The organism is Dyadobacter sp. HNCC25DJ183, assembly GCF_056895175.1.
This window is the reverse complement of sequence record NZ_JBXHAP010000010.1, coordinates 22,037-47,095: the sequence shown is the minus strand read 5'-3', so window position 1 is coordinate 47,095 and position 25,059 is coordinate 22,037. Positions and strand designations below refer to the sequence as shown.

Annotated in this window: 18 protein-coding genes; 8 read left to right on the top strand and 10 right to left on the bottom strand. The window is 46.1% G+C overall.

The window, feature by feature from the left end; translation table 11 throughout:
- Positions 1 to 59 precede the first annotated feature (59 nt).
- From AC1XTG_RS23340 to AC1XTG_RS23305, 8 genes are all read left to right on the top strand, one after another.
- Positions 60 to 3,431: a DUF4249 family protein gene (locus AC1XTG_RS23340; protein ID WP_484843642.1), complete on the top strand. Its 3,372-nt coding sequence runs from the start codon at positions 60 to 62 to the stop codon at positions 3,429 to 3,431.
- A 123-nt stretch (positions 3,432 to 3,554) separates the two neighbouring features.
- Positions 3,555 to 4,109 carry a hypothetical protein gene (locus tag AC1XTG_RS23335; protein ID WP_484843641.1) on the top strand — a complete coding sequence of 185 codons (555 nt, stop codon included), beginning with the start codon at positions 3,555 to 3,557 and terminating at the stop codon, positions 4,107 to 4,109.
- 132 nt (positions 4,110 to 4,241) lie between these two features.
- Positions 4,242 to 4,796, top strand: a complete 555-nt coding sequence (locus tag AC1XTG_RS23330; protein ID WP_056291276.1) for a carboxymuconolactone decarboxylase family protein — start codon at positions 4,242 to 4,244, stop codon at positions 4,794 to 4,796.
- A 13-nt stretch (positions 4,797 to 4,809) separates the two neighbouring features.
- On the top strand, positions 4,810 to 5,385 hold the full coding sequence (locus tag AC1XTG_RS23325) for a carboxymuconolactone decarboxylase family protein (RefSeq protein WP_484843640.1): 576 nt from the start codon (positions 4,810 to 4,812) through the stop codon (positions 5,383 to 5,385).
- 18 nt (positions 5,386 to 5,403) lie between these two features.
- Positions 5,404 to 8,175 carry a TonB-dependent receptor gene (locus AC1XTG_RS23320; RefSeq protein WP_484843639.1) on the top strand — a complete coding sequence of 924 codons (2,772 nt, stop codon included), beginning with the start codon at positions 5,404 to 5,406 and terminating at the stop codon, positions 8,173 to 8,175.
- A gap of 11 nt (positions 8,176 to 8,186) precedes the next feature.
- On the top strand, positions 8,187 to 9,404 hold the full coding sequence (locus AC1XTG_RS23315) for an MFS transporter (RefSeq protein WP_484843638.1): 1,218 nt from the start codon (positions 8,187 to 8,189) through the stop codon (positions 9,402 to 9,404).
- Positions 9,405 to 9,588: 184 nt separating this feature from the next.
- Complete coding sequence (locus AC1XTG_RS23310; protein WP_484843637.1) at positions 9,589 to 10,731, top strand: DUF3179 domain-containing (seleno)protein; 1,143 nt, start codon at positions 9,589 to 9,591, stop codon at positions 10,729 to 10,731.
- 39 nt (positions 10,732 to 10,770) lie between these two features.
- Complete coding sequence (locus AC1XTG_RS23305; protein WP_484843636.1) at positions 10,771 to 12,990, top strand: TonB-dependent receptor family protein; 2,220 nt, start codon at positions 10,771 to 10,773, stop codon at positions 12,988 to 12,990.
- 88 nt (positions 12,991 to 13,078) lie between these two features.
- Here AC1XTG_RS23305 and AC1XTG_RS23300 read toward each other — a convergent pair whose 3' ends face one another.
- From AC1XTG_RS23300 to AC1XTG_RS23255, 10 genes are all read right to left on the bottom strand, one after another.
- On the bottom strand, positions 13,079 to 13,648 hold the full coding sequence (locus tag AC1XTG_RS23300) for a T9SS type B sorting domain-containing protein (protein ID WP_056291264.1): 570 nt from the start codon (positions 13,646 to 13,648) through the stop codon (positions 13,079 to 13,081).
- 103 nt (positions 13,649 to 13,751) lie between these two features.
- On the bottom strand, positions 13,752 to 14,081 hold the full coding sequence (locus AC1XTG_RS23295) for a hypothetical protein (RefSeq protein ID WP_484843635.1): 330 nt from the start codon (positions 14,079 to 14,081) through the stop codon (positions 13,752 to 13,754).
- A 776-nt stretch (positions 14,082 to 14,857) separates the two neighbouring features.
- Positions 14,858 to 15,379 carry a hypothetical protein gene (locus tag AC1XTG_RS23290; RefSeq protein ID WP_484843634.1) on the bottom strand — a complete coding sequence of 174 codons (522 nt, stop codon included), beginning with the start codon at positions 15,377 to 15,379 and terminating at the stop codon, positions 14,858 to 14,860.
- A 339-nt stretch (positions 15,380 to 15,718) separates the two neighbouring features.
- Positions 15,719 to 16,225, bottom strand: coding sequence for a hypothetical protein (locus AC1XTG_RS23285; protein ID WP_484843633.1), 507 nt, complete (start codon positions 16,223 to 16,225; stop codon positions 15,719 to 15,721).
- 4 nt (positions 16,226 to 16,229) lie between these two features.
- A complete protein-coding gene (locus tag AC1XTG_RS23280; RefSeq protein ID WP_484843632.1) occupies positions 16,230 to 16,925 on the bottom strand; it encodes a hypothetical protein in 696 nt (231 codons plus the stop codon).
- Between the two features lie 117 nt (positions 16,926 to 17,042).
- Entirely contained in the window at positions 17,043 to 17,486 is a 444-nt protein-coding gene (locus AC1XTG_RS23275; RefSeq protein ID WP_157474931.1) for a WapI family immunity protein, read from the bottom strand.
- 10 nt (positions 17,487 to 17,496) lie between these two features.
- Positions 17,497 to 17,850: a DUF4258 domain-containing protein gene (locus AC1XTG_RS23270; protein WP_056291254.1), complete on the bottom strand. Its 354-nt coding sequence runs from the start codon at positions 17,848 to 17,850 to the stop codon at positions 17,497 to 17,499.
- 285 nt (positions 17,851 to 18,135) lie between these two features.
- Complete coding sequence (locus AC1XTG_RS23265; RefSeq protein ID WP_056291253.1) at positions 18,136 to 18,396, bottom strand: hypothetical protein; 261 nt, start codon at positions 18,394 to 18,396, stop codon at positions 18,136 to 18,138.
- Between the two features lie 256 nt (positions 18,397 to 18,652).
- The gene (locus tag AC1XTG_RS23260; protein ID WP_082489388.1) at positions 18,653 to 18,946 is read right to left on the bottom strand and encodes a hypothetical protein; all 294 of its coding nucleotides are present in this window, start codon (positions 18,944 to 18,946) and stop codon (positions 18,653 to 18,655) included.
- A gap of 6 nt (positions 18,947 to 18,952) precedes the next feature.
- Positions 18,953 to 25,012: an FG-GAP-like repeat-containing protein gene (locus AC1XTG_RS23255; RefSeq protein WP_484843631.1), complete on the bottom strand. Its 6,060-nt coding sequence runs from the start codon at positions 25,010 to 25,012 to the stop codon at positions 18,953 to 18,955.
- Positions 25,013 to 25,059: the final 47 nt, after the last annotated feature.

Sequence of the window (25,059 nt, the reverse complement as noted above, 5' to 3'; positions counted from 1 at the left end):
ACATAGGGTATGTGTTGACCGGCAAAAGCAACACTTTTTCATCAAACACACTCTCAATTATGAAGATACATACTGTTGTATGCTTGTTTTTCATTTCTCACTATGCACTTGCGCAGGAACGTATAACAATCAGCGGTTTTGTTAAAGAGCAGGGAAGTGAAGAATTGCTGACCGGAGTGAATGTTTATATACCCGGAACTTCGGCGAATGCAGTTACTAATAACTATGGTTTTTATTCACTGACTGTACCACCAACTGATTCCGTGACCATTTCCTATTCACTTGTTGGTTATGAAAAAACCGACCGCCGCATTCAGGCTGATCGGAATATGGAGGTTAACGTTTTTCTTTCCTCGGCCCGGCAGCTGGAAGAAGTAGTTATTTCGGCGAGGAAGCAGGAAGATTATGTCAGCAGGTCTGCACGGATGAGCTCGGTGGGAATTCCAATTGACCAGATCAAGAAAATGCCTGCGCTGTTTGGAGAAAAAGATGTTTTGAAAGGGCTCCAACTTATGCCGGGCGTTCAAAAAGGTACCGAGGGTCAAACAGGCTTGTACGTCCGTGGCGGCGGGCCCGATCAGAATCTGATTATTCTCGACAATGCGGTGGTTTACAATGCAAGTCACCTGTTCGGCTTCTTTTCCGTATTCAATAGTGATGCAATCAAGAATGTCGAATTAACCAAGGGAGGTTTTCCCGCGCGCTATGGCGGCCGGTTGTCTTCCGTAGTCGAGATGAATATGAAAGAGGGCAGTAAGGACAAGCTGCACGGAGAAGGAGGAATAGGATTGATCGCGTCGCGGGTCACATTGGAGGCGCCTTTGGCCAAAGGCAAATCGTCTTACATTATCTCTGCAAGAAGAACTTATATCGATATTCTGGCTGCTCCAGTGATCAAACATTTGAATAAAAAATCTGAGAACACCTTTCAGCCGGGTTACTACTTCTATGACCTGAATGCCAAGATCAATTATGATCTCGGGCCAAAAGACAAGGTTTACCTGAGCGGATACCTCGGGCGTGACAACTTCTTCGTCAAAGAAAAGCTGTCGGACTTTCAAATGCGGGCAGATATGTCCTGGGGCAATGCGACAGCGACAATGCGCTGGAACCATATCCTGAATAGAAAGCTGTTTGCGAATACATCGCTCATCTTCACCGATTTCTATTTTAATACAAGCAGCCATTTCAAGGAGTATACGGGACAAGAGCGGACGCTGAGCGAGTCAGGTGTTGCTTACAGTTCACGCATCAGGGATTTAAGTTTCAAAAACGATTTCGATTACTATCCTGTCGCTGCCCACGCAATTAAATTCGGCCTTCAGGGTACCTTTCACAAGTCGATACCCTCAGCAATGAACGTGCAGGGGGCATTTGGCGACGAGCCGATCGCTCCGAAAAAAGAGCAGGTACATTCACTGGAAGGTGGTGCGTATATTGAAGATACCTGGCAGGCATTTGATGCATTAAAGATGAATGCGGGTTTTCGTCTCAGCTACTTTCGGGCGCGTGAAAAGGATTATATCCGCCCCGAACCCCGCTTTTCAGCAGCTTTGAGGCTCGCGCCGGATTTTTCTGCAAAAGTGTCCTACGCGAGAATGAACCAGTATGTTCACCTTTTATCGAATACGGGGTTGGGGTTGCCGACAGATCTTTGGGTAACAAGTACCGACCGCATTAAACCGCAACAATCCAGTCAGTTTGCATTCGGCTTTGCGAAGGATCTTGAAAAGCCAGCGCTCACATTTACGCTCGAAGGATTTTACAAGAATATGAATGACATTCTTGGCTATAAAGAGGGGGCAACATTTATCGGAATCACTGGTGAGAATGCAACGGATGTCAAGTGGGAAGACAATGTGACATCTGGAAGCGGCTGGTCTTACGGCGCGGAATTCCTGGCGCAGAAAAAGAGCGGACGCTTTTCAGGCTGGGTAGGGTACACATTGTCATGGATTTACTGGAAGTTTCCCGAGCTGAATAATGGAAAGGCATTTCATCCGCGCTACGACCGGCGTCACGATTTATCCATTGTGGGCATTTACGAGCTGAGCAAACGGGTTACCTTATCTGCAACCTGGGTATATGGAACCGGCAATGCGCTCAGTGTGCCAGCATCTACATATAATGCGATGGAAATGAGTTTTTTCAGTCGGTATAACCCTTCTGAAACGGTGCTTAACCGCAACATAGACGGAATGAACATTTCGCAGTTCGATAGCAAAAATGATTTTCGGGCAGAAGCCTTTCATCGGCTTGACTTCTCTGTTCAATTTCACAAGAAAAAAAGACGGTACGAACGAACCTGGGAGGTTAGCGTGTATAACGCTTATAATCATAAAAATCCCTTTTTCTATGATTTAGCGCAAAATGTCACGCCTGCGGGAGTAACAGAGCGCAGCCTGAAAAAATATTCCCTCTTTCCGGTCCTTCCTTCCGTAAGCTACAACTTCAAATTTGAGGCCATGAAAAATCTGAAATTATATCTCTGCCCGCTCTTGTTGGCTGCTGGATGGCTATTGACAGCCTGTGAATCTTTTGTGAACGATATTCCGGAAGCAAAGCTTCCAAAAAGTGAATCAAGGCTGGTAGTCAGCTCTGTAATTGCTCCCCATTTATCTCATATCAATGTCATAGTTTCGGAGTCTGTCCCTTTATTTTCTAAATCCGGAGCAACGGGAAAAAGGCTGGAAAATGCGGTTGTCAGGATTACCGACGGTGTGAAGGAAGCAACCATCCCTTACAATGCGGAAAATAACCTTTATAGTTTAGAGCAATCAAAGTTTCCCATTGAATCTGGGAAAACATATACGTTGTCCGTTTCAGATGGGAAAAGAAGCGTGACGGCACAATGCACAGTACCTGCCAAAGCGCCGCAAATAGCATCCTATGTTTTTGATACATTGGTCTTTGAAGAAGAGACTTACAAAGACACAGCCATCACATTGAAAATGACCTGGCGCGACATTCCTGGCGATACGAATCAGTATCGGGTTGATGCAGTAATGGACATCGAATATAGTATCCTGGTAAAAGAAAGTTCCGGGAATTTTACTGAAAAGCGGGTAGCTTATCCGTTCGCATTTAACTGGGATTGGCAGCAAGGAACAAATAAACTGCAGAGTGACAGCTACCAGGACGGTGCGCTGTTTACCTCGCCAACAGGGAAAGTTACCTTACCAAGGGTTCAGGAAGAAAGCCGCGACGGAAAGAAGATAAAAGTATACCCCAAAACCAAAATTAGCAATGTGGTTTTGGAGGTAATGAATGTAGATCAGCATTATTACAAATATCAACGATCATTGGAAGCAAGGAACAATGCAGACAACCCGTTTGCCGAACCTGCCACGGTATATACCAATGTAAAAGGTGGATTCGGCTTCTTTGCGGCATATAATTCTGCTCAAATCAAGTTGAGTAAGTATCAGTAAATGGTTCATTGAAGATTCCTCGCGCATTTGCATTAGAAATTTTGAAAAAATCCTCTGGTATATATAAATACTTCCAGAGGATTTTTAACTTTGCTAAGTTCAATCTTTCTTCCTATTCAAACATTGCGCAGGATTTTATCCATACTGCTGCTCGGGCTTTTGCTCTATAATATGGTGGGCTATTCGATAGTCTACCTGTTGGAGGAGCGGCATGAGATCAGTGCAGTGAATACGGATCTGATCCAGCAGTCGGCCAGCTCGGCGGATATTGTTATCAAAGTGCCTGTGGCTGTTCCTTATCAGACCAACTGGGAAACGCCGGAAGCTGTGGAAGGACAGATCCGGCATGAAGGCAGGTTTTACCAGATGAAAAGCCAGCAGCTGCTAAACGATACCATGTACGTGCATTGTGAGCTGGACCAAACCGCCCGTGACAGGTTTACCGATTTGGTTTCCAAGATCAATGATCAGGTTACCGGCCAACAGTCTGACAATGCCAAAGATCAGCATTCCAGCATTCTCAAAAATTTCCTTAAAGAATACATGGGCCAGGGTAGAAAGCACGTCTTTTATGTGCTGGAATGGACTCCCTCCCATTTGATTATTCCTTCATCAACACCTGCCTTTACATCCGACAGGCACTCTTCCATTCCCGCGCCGCCACCCGATCGCGCATAGTAAATCCATTTATCCCATTCCGAAGATCTGAGCCAAGATTTTGCACAAACGACCGCGTTTATGCACGATTGTTGATGTTGCGATCTGCCGGAAGGGACAAGTAACTATTTACTATAACCGATTCATCCGAAAATGGCACATATTACCCTGCCCGACGAATCACTTCCGGGCATTGTCGGACTTTTCAATTTCAGGCCGGAAACGGCAGCACCTTTGCAGCTATTAGCCGAAACTTTACTCAGGAGCAGCTCTTCACTGACCAGTGGCGAAAGAGAGCTGATCGCAGCTTACGTTTCACATCTTAACAATTGTCATTTCTGCCACACTTCCCACGCCGCTGCCGCCATGGCGCACCTGGAATGTGACCTGGCTTTGGTTGACGATATCAAAAATGATTTCAGACAAATCGAAGTATCTCCCAAACTGCGCGCTTTGCTCCGTATCGCTGCCAAAGTGCAGCAAAGCGGAAAAGAAGTGCGGGACGAAGATGTAGCAAATGCAAGAGCCGAGCAGGCGACAGACCAGGAAATCCACGATACCGTGCTGATCGCCGCAGCTTTTTGCATGTTTAACCGCTATGTCGACGGACTGGGTACCTGGGCACCTCAGGAAAACGAAGCCTACCGCGAAATGGGTCAACGTATGGCCCACACAGGTTACGTCAGGTTCCCGGTTCTTCAAGACTAAAAGCACTCTCAAAATGCCACATATACCACTGCCTGACCACTTGCCAGGCATTACCGGCTTGCTGGAATACAGCAAGGAAACGGCGCACCCGATCCGGTTACTGACCCAGTTTCTGCTTCGCGGAGAGAACAGTCTGAGCGAAGGCGAGCGTGAGTTGATCGCGACCATCGTGTCGCACAATAACGAATGTAAATTCTGCACGGCGGCACACACCGCCGCTGCGGATATTTTACTGGGCGAGAACGAAACCTGTGAAATGGTGAAACAGGATATTGATACTGCGCCGGTAAGTGAAAAGATGAAGGCGCTCCTGAAAATCGCCCGGCTGGTTCAGGTCAGCGGAAAGGCGGTGACGCCGGAAGCGGTAACCTATGCACGCAATGCAGGCGCTACCGACTTGGAGATCCACGATACCGTACTGATTGCCGCCCTGTTTTGCCTGTACAACCGCTATGTGGACGGAACGGCGACTGTCGCTCCCACTGATCCTCAATTTTATCTTGGCCTTGGTCAGCGACTTAAAGACCATGGCTACAACAGATTGCCAAATGGTTACGATCATTTGAAAAAACAAAATCAACCTTCCTGACTATTTAAATAGACGTGTATGAAAAAACATTTACGCTTCGTAATGCTCCTGTTCTGCATTGCCGCTTCACAAATCGCAGTCGCGCAATCAGCTAAAATCCGGGGACAAATTATTGACAATGAATCCCAAAAGCCGCTTTCCGGAGTGTCGGTTTCGGTGAAAGGAAAAAATACGGGTGCAGTCACCAACTCCGAAGGTTCATTTGAGCTGAATACTTCATTGCCTGCAACGCTGGTGATTTCACTGGTAGGCTATGCCCGTCAGGAAGTGGAAGCGGTTTCTGACCAGGACCTGAGAGTTAATCTGGCGCCCGCCATTGAAGAGTTGAGCCAGGTGGTTGTGACTGCGTCGCGGGTGGAAGAGAGTATCCTGCGGTCGCCGGTCAGTATTGAGAAAATGGATTCGCGCGCCATTCAGCAGACACCGTCGGCTAACTTTTACGACGGTCTGATCAATATGAAATCGCTGGATATGGTGACGAGCAGCCTTACTTACAAGCAGATCAACACCCGGGGATTCAACACAACAGGCAACAGCCGGTTCTTGCAGCTGGTCGACGGTGTGGACAACCAGCCTTCCGGACTTGGTTTTGCAATGGGCAATTTGTTTGGCCCTCACGACATTGATGTGGAAAGTGCAGAGTTAATTCCCGGCGCCGCATCTGCCTTGTACGGTCCGATCGCGTTCAATGGAATGCTGAACACACGTACCAAAAACCCGTTTGAATACCAGGGGCTCAGTGCACAGACCAAATTCGGAGTAAACCATATTGACGACGGCACCGGGCTGGGCGCCAAGCCGATGTACGATCTGGCAATCCGTTATGCCAAGGCGTTTAACAACAGGTTTGCCTTCAAAGTCAATGCATCTTACCTGAAAGGGACTGACTGGTATGCCAACGATTACACGGACATTGATCCTAATACTCCGGAAGCAAACCGAGGCCCGAATAACCCTGGAAAGAACCAGCTGAATATTTACGGGGATGAAGTGGCCCAGACACTTCCGAACATTGGGCGGGTATCGCGTACCGGCTATGAGGAGAAAGACCTCGCTACCTACGGGGTATACAGCCTCAAACTGAATGCGGCACTGCATTATCGCATCACCGACAAGCTGGAAGCCATTTATCAGGGAAATTTTAACCAGGGAACTGCGCAGTATACAGGCAGTAACCGTTTCGTTATCAATGATTTTAAATTTATCCAACACAAACTCGAACTCCGCGGAAGTAATTTTTACGTGAGAGCTTACACCAACCAGGAGCTTTCGACCAACTCATACAATACCCGCGCACTCGGCCAGCATATCAACCGCACCTGGGTTAAGGACCTGACGGGAGCAACCGTATCGCCGGATAAAGCCGACGCAGCCTGGTTTGAAAGGTATGCGGCAGCTTATAATGGAGCACTTGGGGGCATTGTTTCAAAAGATCACAATGCAGCCCGCACCTTTGCCGATCAGGGGCGTATTTTGCCGGGCAGCTCAGAATTTGATAGCGCGAAAGATGCATTGATCAAAACCAGAGGCTTGGCAGGCGCTGGTATCCTCAGCGAATGCAGCCTGCGCCACGTTGAGGGAATGTACGATTTCAGCTCTGCATTGAAGATCTTCAATTTGCAGGTTGGAGGAAATTACAGAAAGTACTTCCTGAAAACTGGTGGGACGCTTTTTGACGATAAAGATAAGAACCTGACGAATGAAGAATATGGCGTTTTTGCACAAGCTTCCAAATCGTTGTGGAAAGATCATTTGAAAATTACATTGTCAGGCCGGTATGACAAGAACGAGAACTTCGACGGTCGCTTTACGCCCCGTGCGTCCGCCGTTTTTTCCCCAACAGAAAATCACCATTTCCGCGCCTCCTACCAGACCGGATTTCGTAACCCTACCGTAAGTGATCAGTTCATCAAGCTGAATGTCGGGCCGATCATCATTTTAGGTGGCGCGCCGGTCAATTCGCAGGGGCTCAACGCTTATGAGAATTCAGTTACCATTGCTTCATTCTCAGCGTTTGCAAATGCATTTGGTGCAGATATGCAGAAGGGTACGCCATTTCCTCAGGCAGTTGCGAACAACAAGGATAAGCTGGTAAAATCCGATGTGCCTTACATTAAATCTGAAAAAGTAAAAAGCTATGAGATTGGCTATAAAGGTTTGTTAAGCAAGAAGTTGTTGTTTGATGTCAACTATTATTACAGCCAGTATACCGATTTTATGATCAACACCGTGGTAGCTCGGGCAAAGTCGGATATCCTGCTGCCGGATGGATCGGTAAACCCTGCCGCGGCGGCCGAATTGCTGGGTGCCGACAGGCAGCTTTTTCAATTGTACACCAATGCGGCTGACCAGGTTTCCATCCAGGGTGTAAGTGCCGGACTTACTTATTCTCTGCCCCGGAACTTCAGGCTGAGCGGCAATGCAACCTGGATCGACTTCAATATCGGAGACGCCGACGCCAACAATATTCCCGCATTCAACACACCCGAATGGAAGTCGAATGTGGTTTTTGGTAACCCAAAACTGACCGATAAACTGGGCTTCAACATAGCCTGGCACTGGCAAAGCAGCTTTGACTGGTATGGTACATTCACCGAAATGCGTCCCGGCAAAGTGCAGGCTTACAACCTGCTCGATGCCCAGGTAAGCTACCGCATTCCGTCGCTGAAAACCACTGTCAAAATCGGCGGGTCCAACATCACGAACAAGTATATCGTGCAGGCTTACGGTTCGCCGGCTGTGGGCGGGCTGTACTATGTGAGTTTGAATTTTGATCAGCTATTCAGATAACCGTACGAGCTATGCAAACTCTCGAATTAACAGGGATTAAATCGAAAACCGTTTCCGGAAAATGGCTTGCATTCGCATTGTGTTTTGTGAGCTATACATTCAGCGGGACAGTTTCAACGCTGATGTCCGTGTTCTTGCCGGTGGCTGTTCCCGAGTTGAGCGGCGGCCCGGTCAGTGAATCCGCAATGGGAGAGATAGGTGCTTATATCAATGCATTGTATCTGTACGGCTGGATGTGCGGCGGGTTATTTTTTGGTGTTGTGAGTGATCGCATTGGTCGGGTGAAATCACTTACGCTGGTCACCGCGCTTTACGGGATTTTTACCTGCCTGGTTACAATCGTTCCCCATTTATACGCGCTGGTCGCATTCCGTTTCTTTGCAGGAATGGGCGTAGGCGGTGTTTTACTGATCTCCACGGTTTACATTTCCGAGATTTGGGACGATAAAACAAAGGCGGTTATGCTGGGTATCCTGGCAGTTTGCTTCCCTGTCGGTATTGTTACAACCGGAAGCCTGAACCTGATTTTCTCCGATTGGCGGAGTGCATTCGGGATTGGTATCATTCCCGTACTGACCGCAGCGATCATTTTCATGTTTGCTCCTGAATCTGCCAAATGGCGCGATCTCAAATTGGCGGGAAAGAAGCCGCAGCAGCTGCTCACAGGCGAAAACCGGCTCAATCTTATCTCTGGCTCTGTCATATTCGGATCGGTACTGATTGGCCTCTGGGGTATATTCTCCTGGCTTCCTACCTGGGTGCAAACGTTGCTTCCAGCCGGAGAAAACGGCCAAAAGGAACGGGGGCTGATCATGATCCTGCTCGGCGCGGGCGGCATTCTCGGCGGTATTTTTTCGGGTGTTCTGCTCAATCGTTTTGGTAAAAGGAAAACGTTGACCGCCGTGTTCACGGGCTGCCTGGTAATGTGCTGTATTCTGTTTTTGACAAATGACACTTTTTCCAACATCGTCTATCTCGAAACAGCCGTGCTTTCATTTTGCTTTGGGATCAGCCAGGGTGCATTGTCGAGCTACATTCCCGAGCTGTTTCCTGTACAGGTACGCGGCACTGCAACGGGCTTGTGTTTTAACATAGGAAGGTTTTTTACCGCCACAGCCGTGTTTTTTATCGGCTCTCTGGTGAGTGTACTGGGCGGTTTTGGAAATGCGTTGCTCGTCTTCACATTCCCATTCGTAATTGCATTGCTTTTTACAGCGCGCAGTAAGTAACTATTTAAAAGTGAATATCATAGGTTAATATATTAGGCAAACGGGTTTGCCATCTGGCGAACCCGTTTCTTTGTTAGTTGTCACCCTGAGCGCAGTCGAAGGGCGTTTCTTTGTTAATTGTCACCCTGAGCGCAGCGCAGGGCGTTTCTTTGTTTCTTCTGTCAATCAAGAAATTTTTATATCAATGAAAAAGCTCTTCTATCTGGGTGTAATCGGGATTATACTTTACGAAATAGCCAAAGTTTACTTCATTATGCCAATGCCTGGCAGTCAGCGCATGAACAGCATTGACCTGGCTTATTTTCTGCATACCTGGCGCTGGGTTTTCCGGATCACGTTCTGGGCGCTGATCCTGGTTGGTTCAGTTGCCGTTTTCAAGGCTAAGATGAAGTGGCCAGCTGGCTTGCTGCTGCTGGTGGCATTCGGGGTTACTTATGCTGCGAACTATGAAATGGCAGCAGATACCATGTTTTATCAGCCGGGTACCTTGTTAATGCAAGATGCAGTTGCCAACAAAGTGAGTGCCGACAGGCTGGTGATCGGTGCGGTCGTCAATGGTGAAGCAAAAGCCTATCCCATTCAATTCATCGGCTATCACCATCAGGTGCGCGATAGCCTGGGCGGAAAACCGGTGATGGTTACTTATTGTACAGTTTGCCGGACGGGGAGGGTTTTTGAGCCCGTTGTAAATGGTAAAACCGAGCATTTCAGGCTGGTGGGGATGGACCATTTCAATGCGATGTTTGAAGATGAAACAACGGGAAGCTGGTGGAGACAGGCCAATGGGGAAGCTATTGCCGGAGAGCTGAAAGGCAAAATGCTGCCTGAAATAGCTTGCTCGCAAACTTCATTGCGCCAGTGGCTGAAATTGCATCCAAACAGCAGGATCATGCAGCCAGACCCGGCTTACCAGGCTAAATACGATTCCATGAGCCGGTACGAAAGCGGGAAAAATAAATCGATGCTGACGCGCGCCGATTCGCTTTCATGGAAGGATAAATCGTGGGTAGTGGGTGTCAAAACCCGTGACGGAAGTAAGGCTTTTGACTGGAACCGGCTGAAAAAGGAGCAGCTTATCATGGATCAGGTCGGATCGGCTCCGGTAGTAGTCATGCTCGCTGCTGATAAAAGGAGCTTTTTCGCTTTTGAAAATCCGCATAAGGAGAATCTCCGGCTGCAAAACGATACGCTTTATAGTGACAAAGCGACCTATAACTTACTCGGCAATCGCATCGCAGGTACCGGCGATGACCTGAAACCCGTGAAAGCTTACCAGGAATACTGGCATAGCTGGAAAACTTTCCATCCCGAAACGGGGCAGTATTGACTTGCTCTTCCATTGATAACCAATTGTATATAGCTGATAATGAAATCTGGTTTTTACCTTCTGATCCTGTTTTTTACAACTCTTACTTTTCATGTAAATGGACAGGATGAAAAAAAGGATACAAAGGATTTTGAAAAAGTACTCGACCTGAAAGAAGTCACAATCGAGCAGCGCAGGAACATCATTCATACAGAGCAACTCCCGGATGTGCATAATACCTACATCATGGCCGGTAAGAAGAGTGAAGTGATCCGGATGGAAGGTGTGAACGGGAATATCACCGAGAAAACGGGCAGGCATATTTTTGCAAAAATACCTGGTGTTTTTGTGTATGATATGGACGGAAGCGGCAATCAGGTGAATATTTCAACGCGTGGCCTCGATCCGCACCGTTCCTGGGAATATAATATCAGGCAAAATGGCGTGATCACCAACTCCGATATGTATGGTTATCCGGCCAGTCATTACAGTCCTGCCATGGAATCCATCCAGCGGGTGGAGCTGGTGCGTGGTACTGCGTCGCTTCAATTCGGGGCACAGTTTGGCGGTATGATCAATTACATTACCAAAGATCCTGATACGACACGCGCTATCACATTTGAAACAATCAATTCAGCAGGTTCTTTCGGTCTTTTCAGCTCTTATAATGCAATCGGGGGCAAGGTAGGCAAGCTGACTTACCAGGCATATTATCAAAACCGGCATTCAAACGGATACCGGAAAAATGCGCGTTCTGATGCGCAGTCGCAGTTTGTCAGTTTATCATACGAAGTAAGCCGCTCGTTGCGGATCAAGGCGGAGTTGGGCAGGTCTAAGTACATTTACCAGATACCAGGTCCGCTGACGGACGCGATGTTCGAGGCGGATCCGAGGCAGTCAACACGTTCGCGTAACTATTTTAACCCGGATATATACATTCCTTCTTTCACGGTCGACTGGAAGATCAATCCCGCTACCCAGCTCAAATTCACGGCTTCCGGCGTTTACGGCGCGCGGAACAGCGTCATGTTTGATGCATTCGCCAATGTACCCGATACGATCAGTTCCGCCACCGGATCGTATCGCGCCAGACAGGTGGATATTGATAACTTCCGCAGTTTCACTTCCGAATTACGGCTTTTGCACCAGTATCAGTTTGCCGGGATCAGCAATGTGTTTTCTGCGGGCGTGCAGTTTATGCACAATAACCTGCGGAGGCGGCAGCTGGGCAAAGGTACCACGGGCAGCGATTTTGATCTGACATTAACTGATCCGGTATTCGGCCGCGATCTTTACATGAAGACAAAAAATACAGCCGCATTCATTGAAAACCTCATTTTTATCACTCCGCAATGGACACTGTCGCCCGGGTTCCGGATCGAGAGCGGCGCAACGGATATGACAGGTAAGATCAGCTATTACGATCCGGGCAACCTTCCCAACAGCATCAGGCACAGGTTTCCGCTTTTCGGGATCAGCTCTCAGTACAGGATCAGCAGCAACAGCCGCGCCTATGCCGGGTTTTCACAGGCTTACCGGCCGGTGGTTTTTAAAGATATCATCCCGGCTTCTGTGCTGGAAAGCGTTGACAAGAACCTCAAAGATGCGTACGGGTACAATCTGGAAGCCGGTATCAGCGGGAATGTAAAAGGTATTTTCAAATACGATATCAGTGTGTTCCAGGTGTTGATCAACCACAGAATGGGGACCGTATCCATGCGTGATGAAAATGGAACAGCCTATCTGCTACGGACCACAACCGGCGACAGCCGCACCCGCGGTCTGGAAATGTATTTGGAAGCAACACCATTTAAAACAGATGATGAAGCTGCCTCCGCAGGACTACTTTCCTTTTTTACCTCAACTTCCTATTTCGACGCCAGGTATATCAAGGGGAATGCGGTGGTGAGTAATGAGAATAAAAGCGTTGCGGGCAACAGGGTTGAGGGTGTACCTGCGTGGATTTCGCGGAATGGGGTGCAACTGGAATACAAAAAGCTGTCGTCTACATTGCAGTACAGTTATGTCAGTTCCAATTTTGCAAACCCGCTGAATACAGTCGAACCTTCGGCAAATGGGACCATTGGAAAAGTGCCGGGCTACGGACTTTTGGATCTGAATGCAACGCTCCGCCTTGGTAAAGCCTATACTTTGCGACTGGGGATCAACAACATGACCGATAAGCAATATTTTACCAAAAGACCGACTATGTATCCCGGAGCGGGTGTCTGGAGTTCTGACGGGCGGAGCTTTCTGCTTTCGGTGGGGATAAAGATTTAAATAAAAGGGAATTGAGCTATATCAGTAATTGATGAGGATAGCAAAATGAGTCCCGAAATTTTATGAGTGTAATAGTCGCTGCAATGTGCTAAAAGCAATCCTGTTCTAAATTCGGCTTGCGACCATCTACGTTACCTTCATCAGTGGCTTGGGTGGGGTAAAAACAGCCCTCTTTTGTTTTAAAAACAACCATTTCTTTCTTGCAGGGAATAGCGCAGGCCCAACCTTCAACAATGCTAAGTTTTCGCTCCTGATCCATTACCTCCATACCATATACGAAAGGGCCGCTGTAAACACTTCCATCATTCCAGTTTTTTCCATTCCAGGCATATTCACGCATCTGCGAAATGTCGAACTTAACAGTACGGTATAAAACAGTATCCTTCCCTGGTGTTAAAATTGTGAAGTTGATGAGCGTCAATACTTCCGAATTAACAAACGGCGCAAATGTATCATTGATACCATCTCCATTAGGCGTAAAAACATTAGGAACATAGATGCTTGTTTTCCGGCTATTAAAAACAACAGGCTCGATTCCGCAGCAGGATTTAAACTCTTCAGGAATCGGCTGCGCAGGTTCGGTTTGTGCAGTGCAGGATTCGAGCTTCAATATGAAGATCGACAGCAAGATGAATGGGAGGGTGTTTTTAAGATTCATGTAATGAAGCCGGTTTTATTGGGTAGTAATTAAAGTGGGTTTCCTGAAATGCCAGATTATATTTCTATGATCATCATTTTAGGTAAGTGTTTTCAGCTTCAATTTATAAGTGAGCTTGTAATTCACACCATAATCCCTTTTTAGCGGGTAGGGAGAATTTTTTAACGGTATGTAGGCAACCCACCCATTGAACCGGCATTTCCTCCAATATTTTACCAATGTCAGTCAATTCATAATTTACATCAAAGCCTTTTTTTTGTAATTCTTCACTTGCCCAATCACGTATTTCATCAGCAGTCTCATTATCAACTTCGATGATTACAAATTGGTTTTCCTTTCTAACATCATTTAGTTTTAATCGTAATACTTTTTGATTTTCAGAAAGACTACTTTCTAGAAATTCAAATTCGATTGTATTTAATTTTATGGTCATTGTCCCAATTGCCTTAAAAGTTTCGCTGCTTTACTTGAAGGTGTAGGATTAACCGAAATTATCCTCCCAGTTTGCTAGTTCACCAAATCCACCATTCAATCTTTGACTTTGTCTACCTACTTGGTTGGTTACAACATTGTTGATCTTTAATGGACTCTTTATTGCATCAAGTATAGCATCAGGCTTAACTCCGCTTCCTCTGTAATCTGGCCGCCGCGCGGTCGTCCAATGCATGTGCCGCATGGTTAAACCCTGCTATAATACCCGCCTGCGCAGCTCCTTTCCAGAAATTGCCGCCGCTCAGTTCCGAGACAACTCCGCCAAAAGCTGCGGGTGCGCCAATTTGCAGGCCGGTACCTAAACCGGCAGTTGCTCGACAGGGTACGTTAAGGTTCAGGTATCCAATGAACCTTAATTCCCAAATTCTTTGATTTCCTTAGAAATTCTTTCTCTTTGTATGGTCCTAGTAAATGCTCCCTTTTTATATCTATTATATAAAAAAGGTCATTCGGATAGTGAATATTTTTCTTGTAATTTCCATAGAGGAACTTTTTTGATTGAAACAATACCGTATCCGCTTGCCATACACAGAGATATTTGCCGTTGTCGCAGTACTTTTTAACATATTTGTTACCTTTTACCTTTCGAATTTGGAAGTATCTGGTTTAGACCTTCGCCTTCATTGACATAAATATATCCACCAGAAAGCGTCGATGAGTAGTCAGACATATTGCATGAGGTAAGTAGCACAATCAATATTGTCAGGATCATTTTCATTAGTAATAAGGATAGAAAGGTTTGAACTGATTGATTTTTGTACTACCCCGATAGTTGATCTTATATGGACTTCCCGAAAAAGTCCCAAAAGCAGTTGCCATCCCTAAGCCAATTTTGGTGAAAGTATTTCTCCAAGGTTCGGAAAAATAGGCGCCATGCTGTTCGAATTTATATAATCCTCGATCGATTGTAGCAAGTTGAGAAGATAGGCGCCTTATGGTTATGCCGCCGTGAACAAGCCCGTCTGGCCGAAGCAACGTTTCAACGTATTTCGATCCGTCAGATTGCCACATGTCATCGCTAACCCAAGTCAAATCAATTTTACTAGCATCCACAGTTAGCTCCCTGCCTCCACCCTTCCTGTACCAGCTGTTAGCCTCTGCATAGCTTAATTTCCCATCCGCTAGAATGCGTTTCTGTAATCTGGCCGCCGCACGCTCATCCAATGCATGTGCCGCATGGTTAAATCCTGCAATAATACCCGCCTGCGCAGCCCCTTTCCAGAAATTACCACCACTCAATTCTGAGACAACGCCGCCAAACGCTGGGACACGCCAATTTGCAGGCTGGTACTTAAACCGGCGGTTGCTGATCCCATTAATGAACTGGCTGCGCCGGTGATTAGTCCGGTTTTGAAACTTCCTCCCTGGGCTGATGACATGACACCTCCGAAGGCACCGTGGGCAGCGGCTTTAATACCAGCTCGCACTAATCCGCTGGAAATACCGGAAGTTGCACCTCCGATAATGGAAGAAACTCCCGACGTAATAAAGCCTACCGCAACGATACACCAAACTCATTCCAATACCAGTTTTTGAAACCTTCTTTGCGGAAATCAATTTTGAGTGAGGAAAGCTTTTTTAATTGTTTTCTCCTTCCAACTTCAAATCATCCGGCACATTTAATTCTTTTCTCTTTGCCAGGTACTCGATTTTGGTTAAAGGACCATACATTTTTTTGCGCTTATGAGAAATGATCCAGTAATTCAGTTTATGCAAGAAGATTTTTTGATAGTGAGAATTATGATATAATATGCTATCAGCCAGTTCTTCGCTTTTTTCAATATTAAGTTCGGGTCTATTTGGAAACTTCATCGTGGCTTGATAGCGTAGTTCAAAGCCTATAATGGCTTTATGTGCCTCTCGACTAGGTATTTGGCATACTAAGATAAAATCATCGTTGTAGCAGAAGCTAGTTACGGTTCCGTAAATATGATTTTGACTTGAATGCGAGGAACGAATCATTTTAAGAGTGGGGCCAGAATGGTCGAAGGTGTATCCATGTCCTAGGTTTTCAGTGAAATTAGATATACCTCCGCCACAGCTTGTAAGTATTGACAGCATACATAGAATAGCAATGTTTTTCATTTTATCAATATGGTTTATAAGCTCTGTACTGGTTGATGATGGCATTGCCTTGATAATTAATTATAAACATTTGCCCTGATTTGTATCCAAAATTTGTAGCATTCCATTTTCCCAAAACAGTAAATGTGTTTCTCCAGAAGGAATCAAAGTACTTTCCATGAGATTCGAAATTATATTCGTCCGGGTCAATTTTGGCTAACTGCGACGTGATTCTATTCAAATGTATGTTGCCATGAACCAACCCATCAACGGAATTGTACAATGTTTGTACGTCTTTACGACCATTAACCCATCCCTCATCCTTAACCCATCCTAAATCCAATTTGCTCGCGTCAATGGTAAGTTGACGTCCGCCACCTTTGCGAAACCATTCATTCGCTTCCCCCAAACTCAGCCTTCCATCCGCTAGAATGCGTTTCTGTAATCTTGCCGCCGCACGCTCATCCAATGCGTGTGCCGCATGGTTAAATCCTGCAATAATACCCGCCTGCGCAGCTCCTTTCCAGAAATTACCACCGCTCAATTCTGAGACAACGCCGCCAAAAGCTGCGGATGCGGCAATTTGCAGACCGGTACCTAAGCCGGCGGTTGCTGATCCCATTAATGAACCTGCAGCCCCGGTAATAAATCCGGTTTTGAAGGTTCCTCCCTGTGCGTAAGACATTGCTCCTCCAAAGGCGCCGTGTGCTGCGGCTTGCACTCCTGCGCGCACCAAATCAAATCACCCCGCTATCTTCTTATACCCCGCCATTTCAATAGTAGCGCATGTACGCAGAGTGCTACAGAACTAATGCTCCTAGAGGGCATTACTTTATTTTTATTCGGGCTGTATATTTGTTTTCGACTTTCCTAAAATTGGATATTGATCACGAATTTTGTTTACATCATTTATTAGATGGTCAATAAGTTGAGAATCACTTTCAACAGTGAATTTTAACTGGTTTTTAGGTCTTCCCACATTTGCTATTCCTTCCCATAATATCTGACCTGTGGTCTGTTTAGTTCCGATCAGGTACAATCCTTCTTCTATGGTATTGAATTCTATTGTGGCTCCTTGATCGATCGTCGCTATCCGTAGACTTTCATAGAAATACAGGAGATCATCTGTTCTTAAATAAGTTTTGTAAAGTGCCTGGAAGCCAGGTACTACTACTTTAACTTCTCCATCAAGCCAATCTATATCCGAATCATCATCACTTTCGGGATAGCTTCTTTTAAGAATTTTTATTTGAACAAATTTACTTTCGGATCCAATTTTCATATTCATTGTTTTAATTTCTTATAACGGTCATGACATCACCAATTTTATTTGTGATGACCTTTAGGTTATCTTTTATAAATACCGAAGTACCAGGTCTGTTTCCCGGAAATGTAGCTGACGGGTTTTTGATAACGTCAAGTACAGCAGTTGGAGATAGTACACCTCTTAATTGCATTTGATCTAGCGCATGCCCGGTAAATTTGGTTCCATTTATTGTTGCGGGCAAATTTTTGCTGATGATGTTTAATTCGAACCCTCCCCTTCCCACAGGAGTAGAGCCATAGGAGACAACATCTCCGGTACTAGCTCCCCCAAAAGAATTTACAACTGTACCATTCGCCAGCTCTGCATTTACAAAACTCAAATCACCTCCTGATCCGGCAAAAAGTCTCCATCCTTCCGGAGTTTTAACAAACTTTGTCTTTCAAAACCTTGGAAATGCACCCGTTAGACTATTATCGCCTGATCCATTTAAGACATTTTTGCCCTGTAGCTTTGCGGCTATTCCACCGGAAATCCCCCCGGTAATACCTCCAATTGCAGAAGAAACGCCGGATGATATAAACCCTACCGGTATACCTGAGTCCTGATGTTATACTAAATTAGTTGCGAGTCACTTATAAAGGCATTGTAAGTATAGTTTGCAAGTTTACTCTTTTAGGTATGCAATGATTTCTTGTAAACGCTCCTTTGTTAGCTCTCCATTTATTTCTGGATTAGCTAATTCAAATATCATCTCTTGCATCTCTGCTACTTCAAAATCTAAGTCATCCCTTGGCTCGATGATATTAGCCCGTTCTACCAAATTCTCAAAGTTCAGGTTCTCAATAAACCTTTTTAAGAGATTGGTGAAATTGAGCTTACTTATATTTAAAAGTGGCTCATCTGCGTCAGGAGAATATTGTAACAATTCCTTTTGAAACTCTGATAAATCTCCTTTTATGATAACTAAATCAGTTAAATTTATTTTTCTACTTCTCGTGCAACATTATTTAGGTTTAATGTGAATTATACTAACATCGAACGTAAAGGTGGTTTTCCACAAAGTTGTTAGATGCGCATAGGCAGTGAAATAATGACTTGGATAACTCATCCATACATATGTATTGATGATTTTTTTTTCTTTCAGGTCATCTAATGTAGGTAGGGTAAAGTGTACTTTTATTTTAGGTTATTTGATCTTTTGTCATTCTTGCATCAGAATAATATTCCATTTTCACATCTGACAACTCCTTTTTAATTTTATAAGCGATCTCTCTTCCCTCATTATCAAGCTCGGATATTAAAAGGTCATTTTTGAATCCGTCATAATGGGCTTCCTCATACTTTTTTAGCCATTTTCTGAGACTTTCTATAACTGTCGAACTCAATAATAGATCCTCTGGATCAATATAGCCACCACCATAATAATCTCTTATTCCTGTTCCATTCAGCGAAGCATCAACTAGTAGGTATTTCATAAATAATTATCTATTTGGTCTAAAAAATCTGTGATCAATAATACGGTTTGGTGTAAGGCCTATTTCAAAAGTTCCTGCTTTGCCATTCATAGATCCATCCATTTTGAATATTTGGTATCCACTAGTTTGTGTAGAGGGAGTAGTTGATAATATCGTATCATCGAAACTATAAGGGAAGTTATGACTGACGGGATCTTGCACACCTCTCATTCTCACTCTTGGGGCATATTTGAAATTATGTGAAAATGCTTTTATACTAAAGTTGCTTCCTGAGCTATTACTTCCATATCCAACAATCTCCCCCGAGTTAGCTCCCCCAAAAGAATTTACAACTGTACCATTCGACAGCTCTGCATTTACAAAACTCAAATCACCTCCCGATCCGCCAAAAAGTTTCCATCCTTCCGGAGTTTTAACAAACTTTGTCTTTCCAAACCTTGGAAATGCACCCGTTAGACTATTATCGCCTGATCCATTTAAGATATTTTTGCCCTGTAGCTTTGCGGCTATTCCACCGGAAATCCCCCCGGTAATACCTCCAATTGCTACTCCAGTGGCCCAATCCTTAAAGGAATAAGGGTCATTAAAGTATGCTGCATTTCCAAGTCCTTGAACGAGTCCACCAGTCGCAGATCCTGCTATTCCCATCACTGCACCACCAGCTACTCCCGTCGAAGCTGCTGCAACCGCAGTAGAACTGAATGCCCCAGCCAGAGAACCAGTAGTTGCATAAACCGAAGCTGCTCCGCCGGTTGCTGCTGTAATAGCACCTGCCGCCGCTCCAATCCCAAATGCAACCAAACCATCCTTGAAGCTACCTATCTTTCCATTGAACGCTTTCAATCCCAGATTAATAGCTCCTCCAACAGCCGCGCCAATAACAATGTGTACCCACTGCCCATCCGGATCGCTATAGACCAGAGGATTATTCTTCGCATAAGAATACCTGTTATAATCCTGCGTACCAAATGCATCCTGCACATAATTATCAACACTCAAAACTCTCCCCACTACCGGATCATACATCCGCCCATTCATGTTGATCAAATTGAAATTCGTCAAATGTTCGTGGCCTGTAAAGCCGCGGTACAAATAGCTGGTAGGTGCCGGCACATTGACAAAGTCCCAGTTGGCGGGGTTACGCAACCTGCCCCAGGCGTCGAAGTTCTGGTCGAGAATGACGGCCCCATTGAAGGCTGTCAATGTCAGCAAGGATCCGAGGTGATCGGTGTAAGTGTAGTAGTATTGGTCGGCGCCGTTTTCGCGGATTACGATGGCGATCAGGCCGGCAGGGGAACTGATGTAATGGAGGTGCTTGTCGGCGATGCCGGGTGTTACATCCTTTTCGTAGCTGCCGAAATAATAGTGCGTGTTGATCAGCGCAGCATTCTTTTTCATTACTCCTTTCAGCCTCTGGTAATCGGCGCCGTAAGTATAAGTAAGCTCGTAAGGTTGCCCTGAGCCATTTTCGATCAGTTTTTCGGGCTGGTTAAATGCGGTGTAGGTAATTTCCTGCGTCAGCAGCGGTATCGCTGTTGTCGGTGAAACTACGCCGGTCAATGCATTGGATTTCGTGGGATGGTAGCTGAATGTGAGCCCGGCATCGCTTTTTGCAGCTATATTTCCAGAGGCTGTGTAGGATGTAACCTGCGCAGGTTTACCCAAAACTGTCGCTGTCAGCAGTCGGTTCAGGTTGTCATACGTGAAGCTTTCTTCTTTGTTTTTGATATAATCCTTTCGCTTGTCGAGGTTGCCTTTGGCGTAGTCCCAAATCAGTTCCAGGTTCTGTATGCCTGCGGTCGTGAATTGTTTAGGGATTCCGTAATTGTAAGTGATAGTGGACGATTTTACATTTCCTAGTGTATAGGCCGTATTTTGCCCCAGCCCGTTCATGCCGGTATTGGTGTAAAGCGTTACCGAACCGTTGCCGTTTTTAATGGTGGTCGGGTAACCGTTTGCGTCATAGGAGTGCGTGGTTCCAAAGCCCGAAGGATAAAGTACTGAGGTGATATCGCCGTAGCTATTGTACCCGTAAGTAGTAGTGTAGGGTGTTGCATCCACAGTTTGTTTGGAAGTAAGCATCCTGCCGAAATTGTCGTAGGTGTATTCTTCCAGATTGCCTGCAAACCCGGTTACTTTTTTGAGCTGATTGGTAGACGCGCCACTGCCTGATGGAAAGAACTCGTAAACGGTTGCACCTTCCGGGCCCGTCCGGTTGAACATCCTGCCCAGCAGGTCGTACTGCATGGTGTGGGTTTTGTTGTTTGCATTGGTTTGCGAAGCCAGCTGTCCCAATGCATTGTAATCGTAGGTGGTTGTTCCGGCATTCAGATCGGTCAGAGCAGTTTGTCGCCCGTGCAAATCATATTGGCTGCTGGTAATGACCGCCCCATTATTTACTTCTTTCAGTCCGCCGTGACTGTAGTACGTGTAGGTGAGCGTGCCGCCATGGTCTGTCGCGCTCACGGTTTTGCCCGTTGCATCGGTGCTGGTTGATGTTGACTGCCCGGCTGTGGTGCTGGTCGTCGTCAATATGCCAGCATTGTAGGCGTACGACAATGTGGTGCTGGTCAATGCATTGGAGGTGCTTTTGAGGCGATTGTAAGGGTCCGTTGCATGATAGGTGTTCGTAGTCGTGAGCACAGGTTCACCGGGCTTAACGGGTTGCGTTGAAGTTGCCACATTCCCGCGATTATCGTAAGAGGTGGTTTGGGTGCTCCATCCGGATGGGAATGCCTCGGTTTGCTTTTTAATCTCCCTGCCCAGCACGTCAAACCAGGTTTTCACATCGGGCTTGCCTGGGTGTGTTACCAGGTTGAACCAGACGGTGCCATTGGCAATATCCCAGCCAAAAGAATTGACGACGGTATATCCTTCCGGAAAAACGGTCGTCGCGGCCCGGCCGAAAGCATCATAGGTGAAACTGGTTACCAGCCCGTCAATGCCTTTCGCTGTCAACGGTTTGCCCCACTTCGGATCGTAAGTAGCAGTTGATACCTGCCCTAGTTCATTGGTCGAAGATTCGGCAAAACGGCCTTTGGCATCATATATGGCAGAGGTTGAGCGGGCCGCCATACCGGAAGGGGTAACGGTTGATTTTTTAAGATTTCCGAGCGGATGGTATTCAAAAACGGTGTTGACACTTTTGGGCAGCCCGGAAAAATCGGTTTTGGAAGTAAGCTGGCCGAGATTGTTGTATCCCATTCCGGTTGTAACCGAGAAGGCAGCCTGTCCGCTCCTGGTTTTGCTCACGGTTATGGATGTAGGCTTGTTGGGAATTGTGCCGGGATAAGCGCCATAAACGGTAGTCGTTACGGTCGTTTCAATCCCATTGTTGTTCACCGTGTTTTGGGTAACGTTGCCATAGTTGTCGAAAGTATTATTAATCGAACTGGCAGTCCTGCCTTCAAAAACATTGTTTTCAGAGCTGCTTTTGACCCGGTGCAGAAAGCGTTTGCTGCCTGCCGCACCTTGCTGGACAAATTCATTTACGATGGTGCTTTCGCTGATCAATGTGTTCCCTGCCGTCCAGTAAGTACTACTTTTCTTGGGAGCGGCAACATAGTAGGTGGTATTGAATTCATATTCAGAAACGGATTTAATACCACTGACCAGATCGAAACTTGTCATTTTTGTAAATCCAATCAAACCTTTCCCGGCGCGGTGCATTTTAGCGCCCTCGTAAGTGTATATCGTGGTATTTTCACCCCCAATACCATTTGGACTAACAAATTGATAAACGGCATACATTGGAAGCTGGACATTGTTGAAAGGGTAGGCCGAACCAACTCCTTTGGTATACAGGTCCCCGCCATTGGCCATCAATTTATAATTCCAGGCAGAGATATGGCCGACACTATTGGCGGCTTTATGAAGTAAGTTTTCCTGGCCGGATGGTTTGAATTTGAAATGTTTGTAAGGATGAGCAAAAAACGATACGCTTATCACTTCGGCACGGCTGTCACCGTCCAAATCGGCGATGTAAGAAGGGGATGAAGTAACCGCCTCCGCCAGGTCACTCTGAATGCTGAAAAAGTCGTTGCCTCTGCTGTAATAGATATCCAGTTTTGAAGCGCTGAAATTGGCATTGTTTTTACCGTGATAAATATCCGTTTTCCCATCCGCATTGAAATCAGCGAGGTTCACATGATGGTTTTTGTAAGCTTCATTGGTAATATTCGGAATTTGAACCCAGGTAAAGACGGAGGAGATGAAGCCAGCTCCCGTTGACATTGATTTGGTCCACGTAGCTGCATTATCGGTTAATGAACTGCGGGTCAGCAAATCCGTTTTCCGGTCGCCATTGAAATCCCCGAAGTAAACCAGGTGGTTTTTGGTGGGAAAATTGGATGTGTAAATGCGCCTTGCGGCGTTGGCATCCATTGTGAATATTTCGCAAAGATTGTCCTTGATCAGCATCAGGTCACTTTTACCATCGCCATTGAAATCCAGGACATAGATTTTGTCTGCATTAGCCCAATCGGCCACCGGAAATCCAGTCGCCCCGTTGATCGCGATACTTCCGCAGGCACCGCCTTGAATGTAGTTGGTACACAAAAATGGCAGGTAGTTGTTGAAGTCGTTACCGAGAATTGTGATATACTCGTTGATCCCGTCACCGTCAAAATCGCCAGGGAAGAAGTAATTTGCTTTGGGATGTATCTTAAAGTAATTGGGCTGCACACTCCGCCGGTGCTTGACGAATGACTGTGCTGCATTGACGCTCTCATAAATGATCACACTATCCAGCTTCTGGTACGCACCTGCGTTGGTAACTTTCAATGTAAGAATGTCATCCAGCCCGTCGCCGGTGTAGTCGCCAGCCAGAATGTTGTAATCATTAGGGATTTTCTCTCCACGGATCAATGAGTAATTGGGGCTTAACTTGAATTTTGGTCCTTTCGAAAGCAGCGGCGTATTTGGCTGCGATAAATAAAGGGAAAGAGAATCATGGTAATTGACATACGGAATCCCGGAATTGACTGATTTGGCCGTGAGCGCGTCTGATTTTCCGTCGCCATTAAAATCCCCGAAGAAAAGATCATGTGAAGCAAAGTTCCCGCTGGTAGAACTCGCATTTTCAAACGGGACAGGAGTGTCCCCATATTTAAAAATAGTCGAGTTGAGGCTGCTTCCGTCGGATCCTGACTCAATCACTTCCCGCAAATACGAATTGATATTGTCCCAGCTATACTTGAACAGATAACTCTTGGAAACAGCGCCCTCTGCTGTCACTGTTATTTTGTCGAGTAAATATTTACTGGTAACAAGTGAATTCGCCAGGAACTGACCATTGATATCCGCCCTGACTTTGTATTCAAATTTGATTTTATTGTAAGGCGCGAGTCCTGTTACCGTATTCCCGGTGTAGTTGATTTCATCTATTCTGGAATCGCGGTCCGTGAAGAGGTATTTGAAATCAATGTAGTTGCCGTCGGGATATTTAATGCGGTTCATCCGCCAGAAAAGGATATTCGTATTCGTCTCGTCCATTGCCCGGGAATCGGCCGTATTGCCGTATTCCATTTCGATCCCTTCTTTGGTCACTACTTTGAACCACGCAGGGCCGGTGCCGATGATGCCATTGGACGTTACTACCGAGAAATCCTGGCTTTCGCTTCCGTAAGTTGCGCCGCTGGCGCCGTAAACGCCCGATATGCCCATGAGCATCTGGCCATCCAATGTGAATCTGTCGTTGTCAGATAAGTCCACCGCTGTGACCTGACCATGGTGGTAAATGGTCTGTCCCGCGCGGGAGATGATTGACAAACCTGCGATGTTCCAGCCACTTCCCAGAAGTCCGTTTCCGGCAGAAGATTGATAATCAATTGAAATGGCAGGTGCCACCCCGTTTGTGCCAGGCGGAACCGCAATGGGAATGGAATAAGTCGCACCACCGGAAGGCGAAACATAGCCACTGCCTGGCACGCTACCCACAGGTAGCGCCGGATTGATTATTTTCGTAAAGGTCTGACTGGTATAGAGCGGGGTAGTGTAGTCTACATTTTGCGAGAATGCGTGATTTTTAAAGAGCAGAAGGAGAGTTAACAGGTAGATTTTCTTCATTTCCGTGCATGTTGTTTAAGTCGGTTTGACTGGGACTTAGTCCATGC

Coding starts and splice junctions, on each gene's coding strand:
- AC1XTG_RS23260 (WP_082489388.1), bottom strand. CDS start 18,946: ATGAAATACCTACTAGTTGATGCTTCGCTGAATGGAACAGGAATAAGA.
- AC1XTG_RS23330 (WP_056291276.1), top strand. CDS start 4,242: ATGGCACATATTACCCTGCCCGACGAATCACTTCCGGGCATTGTCGGA.
- AC1XTG_RS23275 (WP_157474931.1), bottom strand. CDS start 17,486: ATGAAAATTGGATCCGAAAGTAAATTTGTTCAAATAAAAATTCTTAAA.
- AC1XTG_RS23320 (WP_484843639.1), top strand. CDS start 5,404: ATGAAAAAACATTTACGCTTCGTAATGCTCCTGTTCTGCATTGCCGCT.
- AC1XTG_RS23310 (WP_484843637.1), top strand. CDS start 9,589: ATGAAAAAGCTCTTCTATCTGGGTGTAATCGGGATTATACTTTACGAA.
- AC1XTG_RS23315 (WP_484843638.1), top strand. CDS start 8,187: ATGCAAACTCTCGAATTAACAGGGATTAAATCGAAAACCGTTTCCGGA.
- AC1XTG_RS23340 (WP_484843642.1), top strand. CDS start 60: ATGAAGATACATACTGTTGTATGCTTGTTTTTCATTTCTCACTATGCA.
- AC1XTG_RS23285 (WP_484843633.1), bottom strand. CDS start 16,225: ATGAAAAACATTGCTATTCTATGTATGCTGTCAATACTTACAAGCTGT.
- AC1XTG_RS23325 (WP_484843640.1), top strand. CDS start 4,810: ATGCCACATATACCACTGCCTGACCACTTGCCAGGCATTACCGGCTTG.
- AC1XTG_RS23255 (WP_484843631.1), bottom strand. CDS start 25,012: ATGAAGAAAATCTACCTGTTAACTCTCCTTCTGCTCTTTAAAAATCAC.
- AC1XTG_RS23305 (WP_484843636.1), top strand. CDS start 10,771: ATGAAATCTGGTTTTTACCTTCTGATCCTGTTTTTTACAACTCTTACT.
- AC1XTG_RS23295 (WP_484843635.1), bottom strand. CDS start 14,081: ATGACCATAAAATTAAATACAATCGAATTTGAATTTCTAGAAAGTAGT.
- AC1XTG_RS23300 (WP_056291264.1), bottom strand. CDS start 13,648: ATGAATCTTAAAAACACCCTCCCATTCATCTTGCTGTCGATCTTCATA.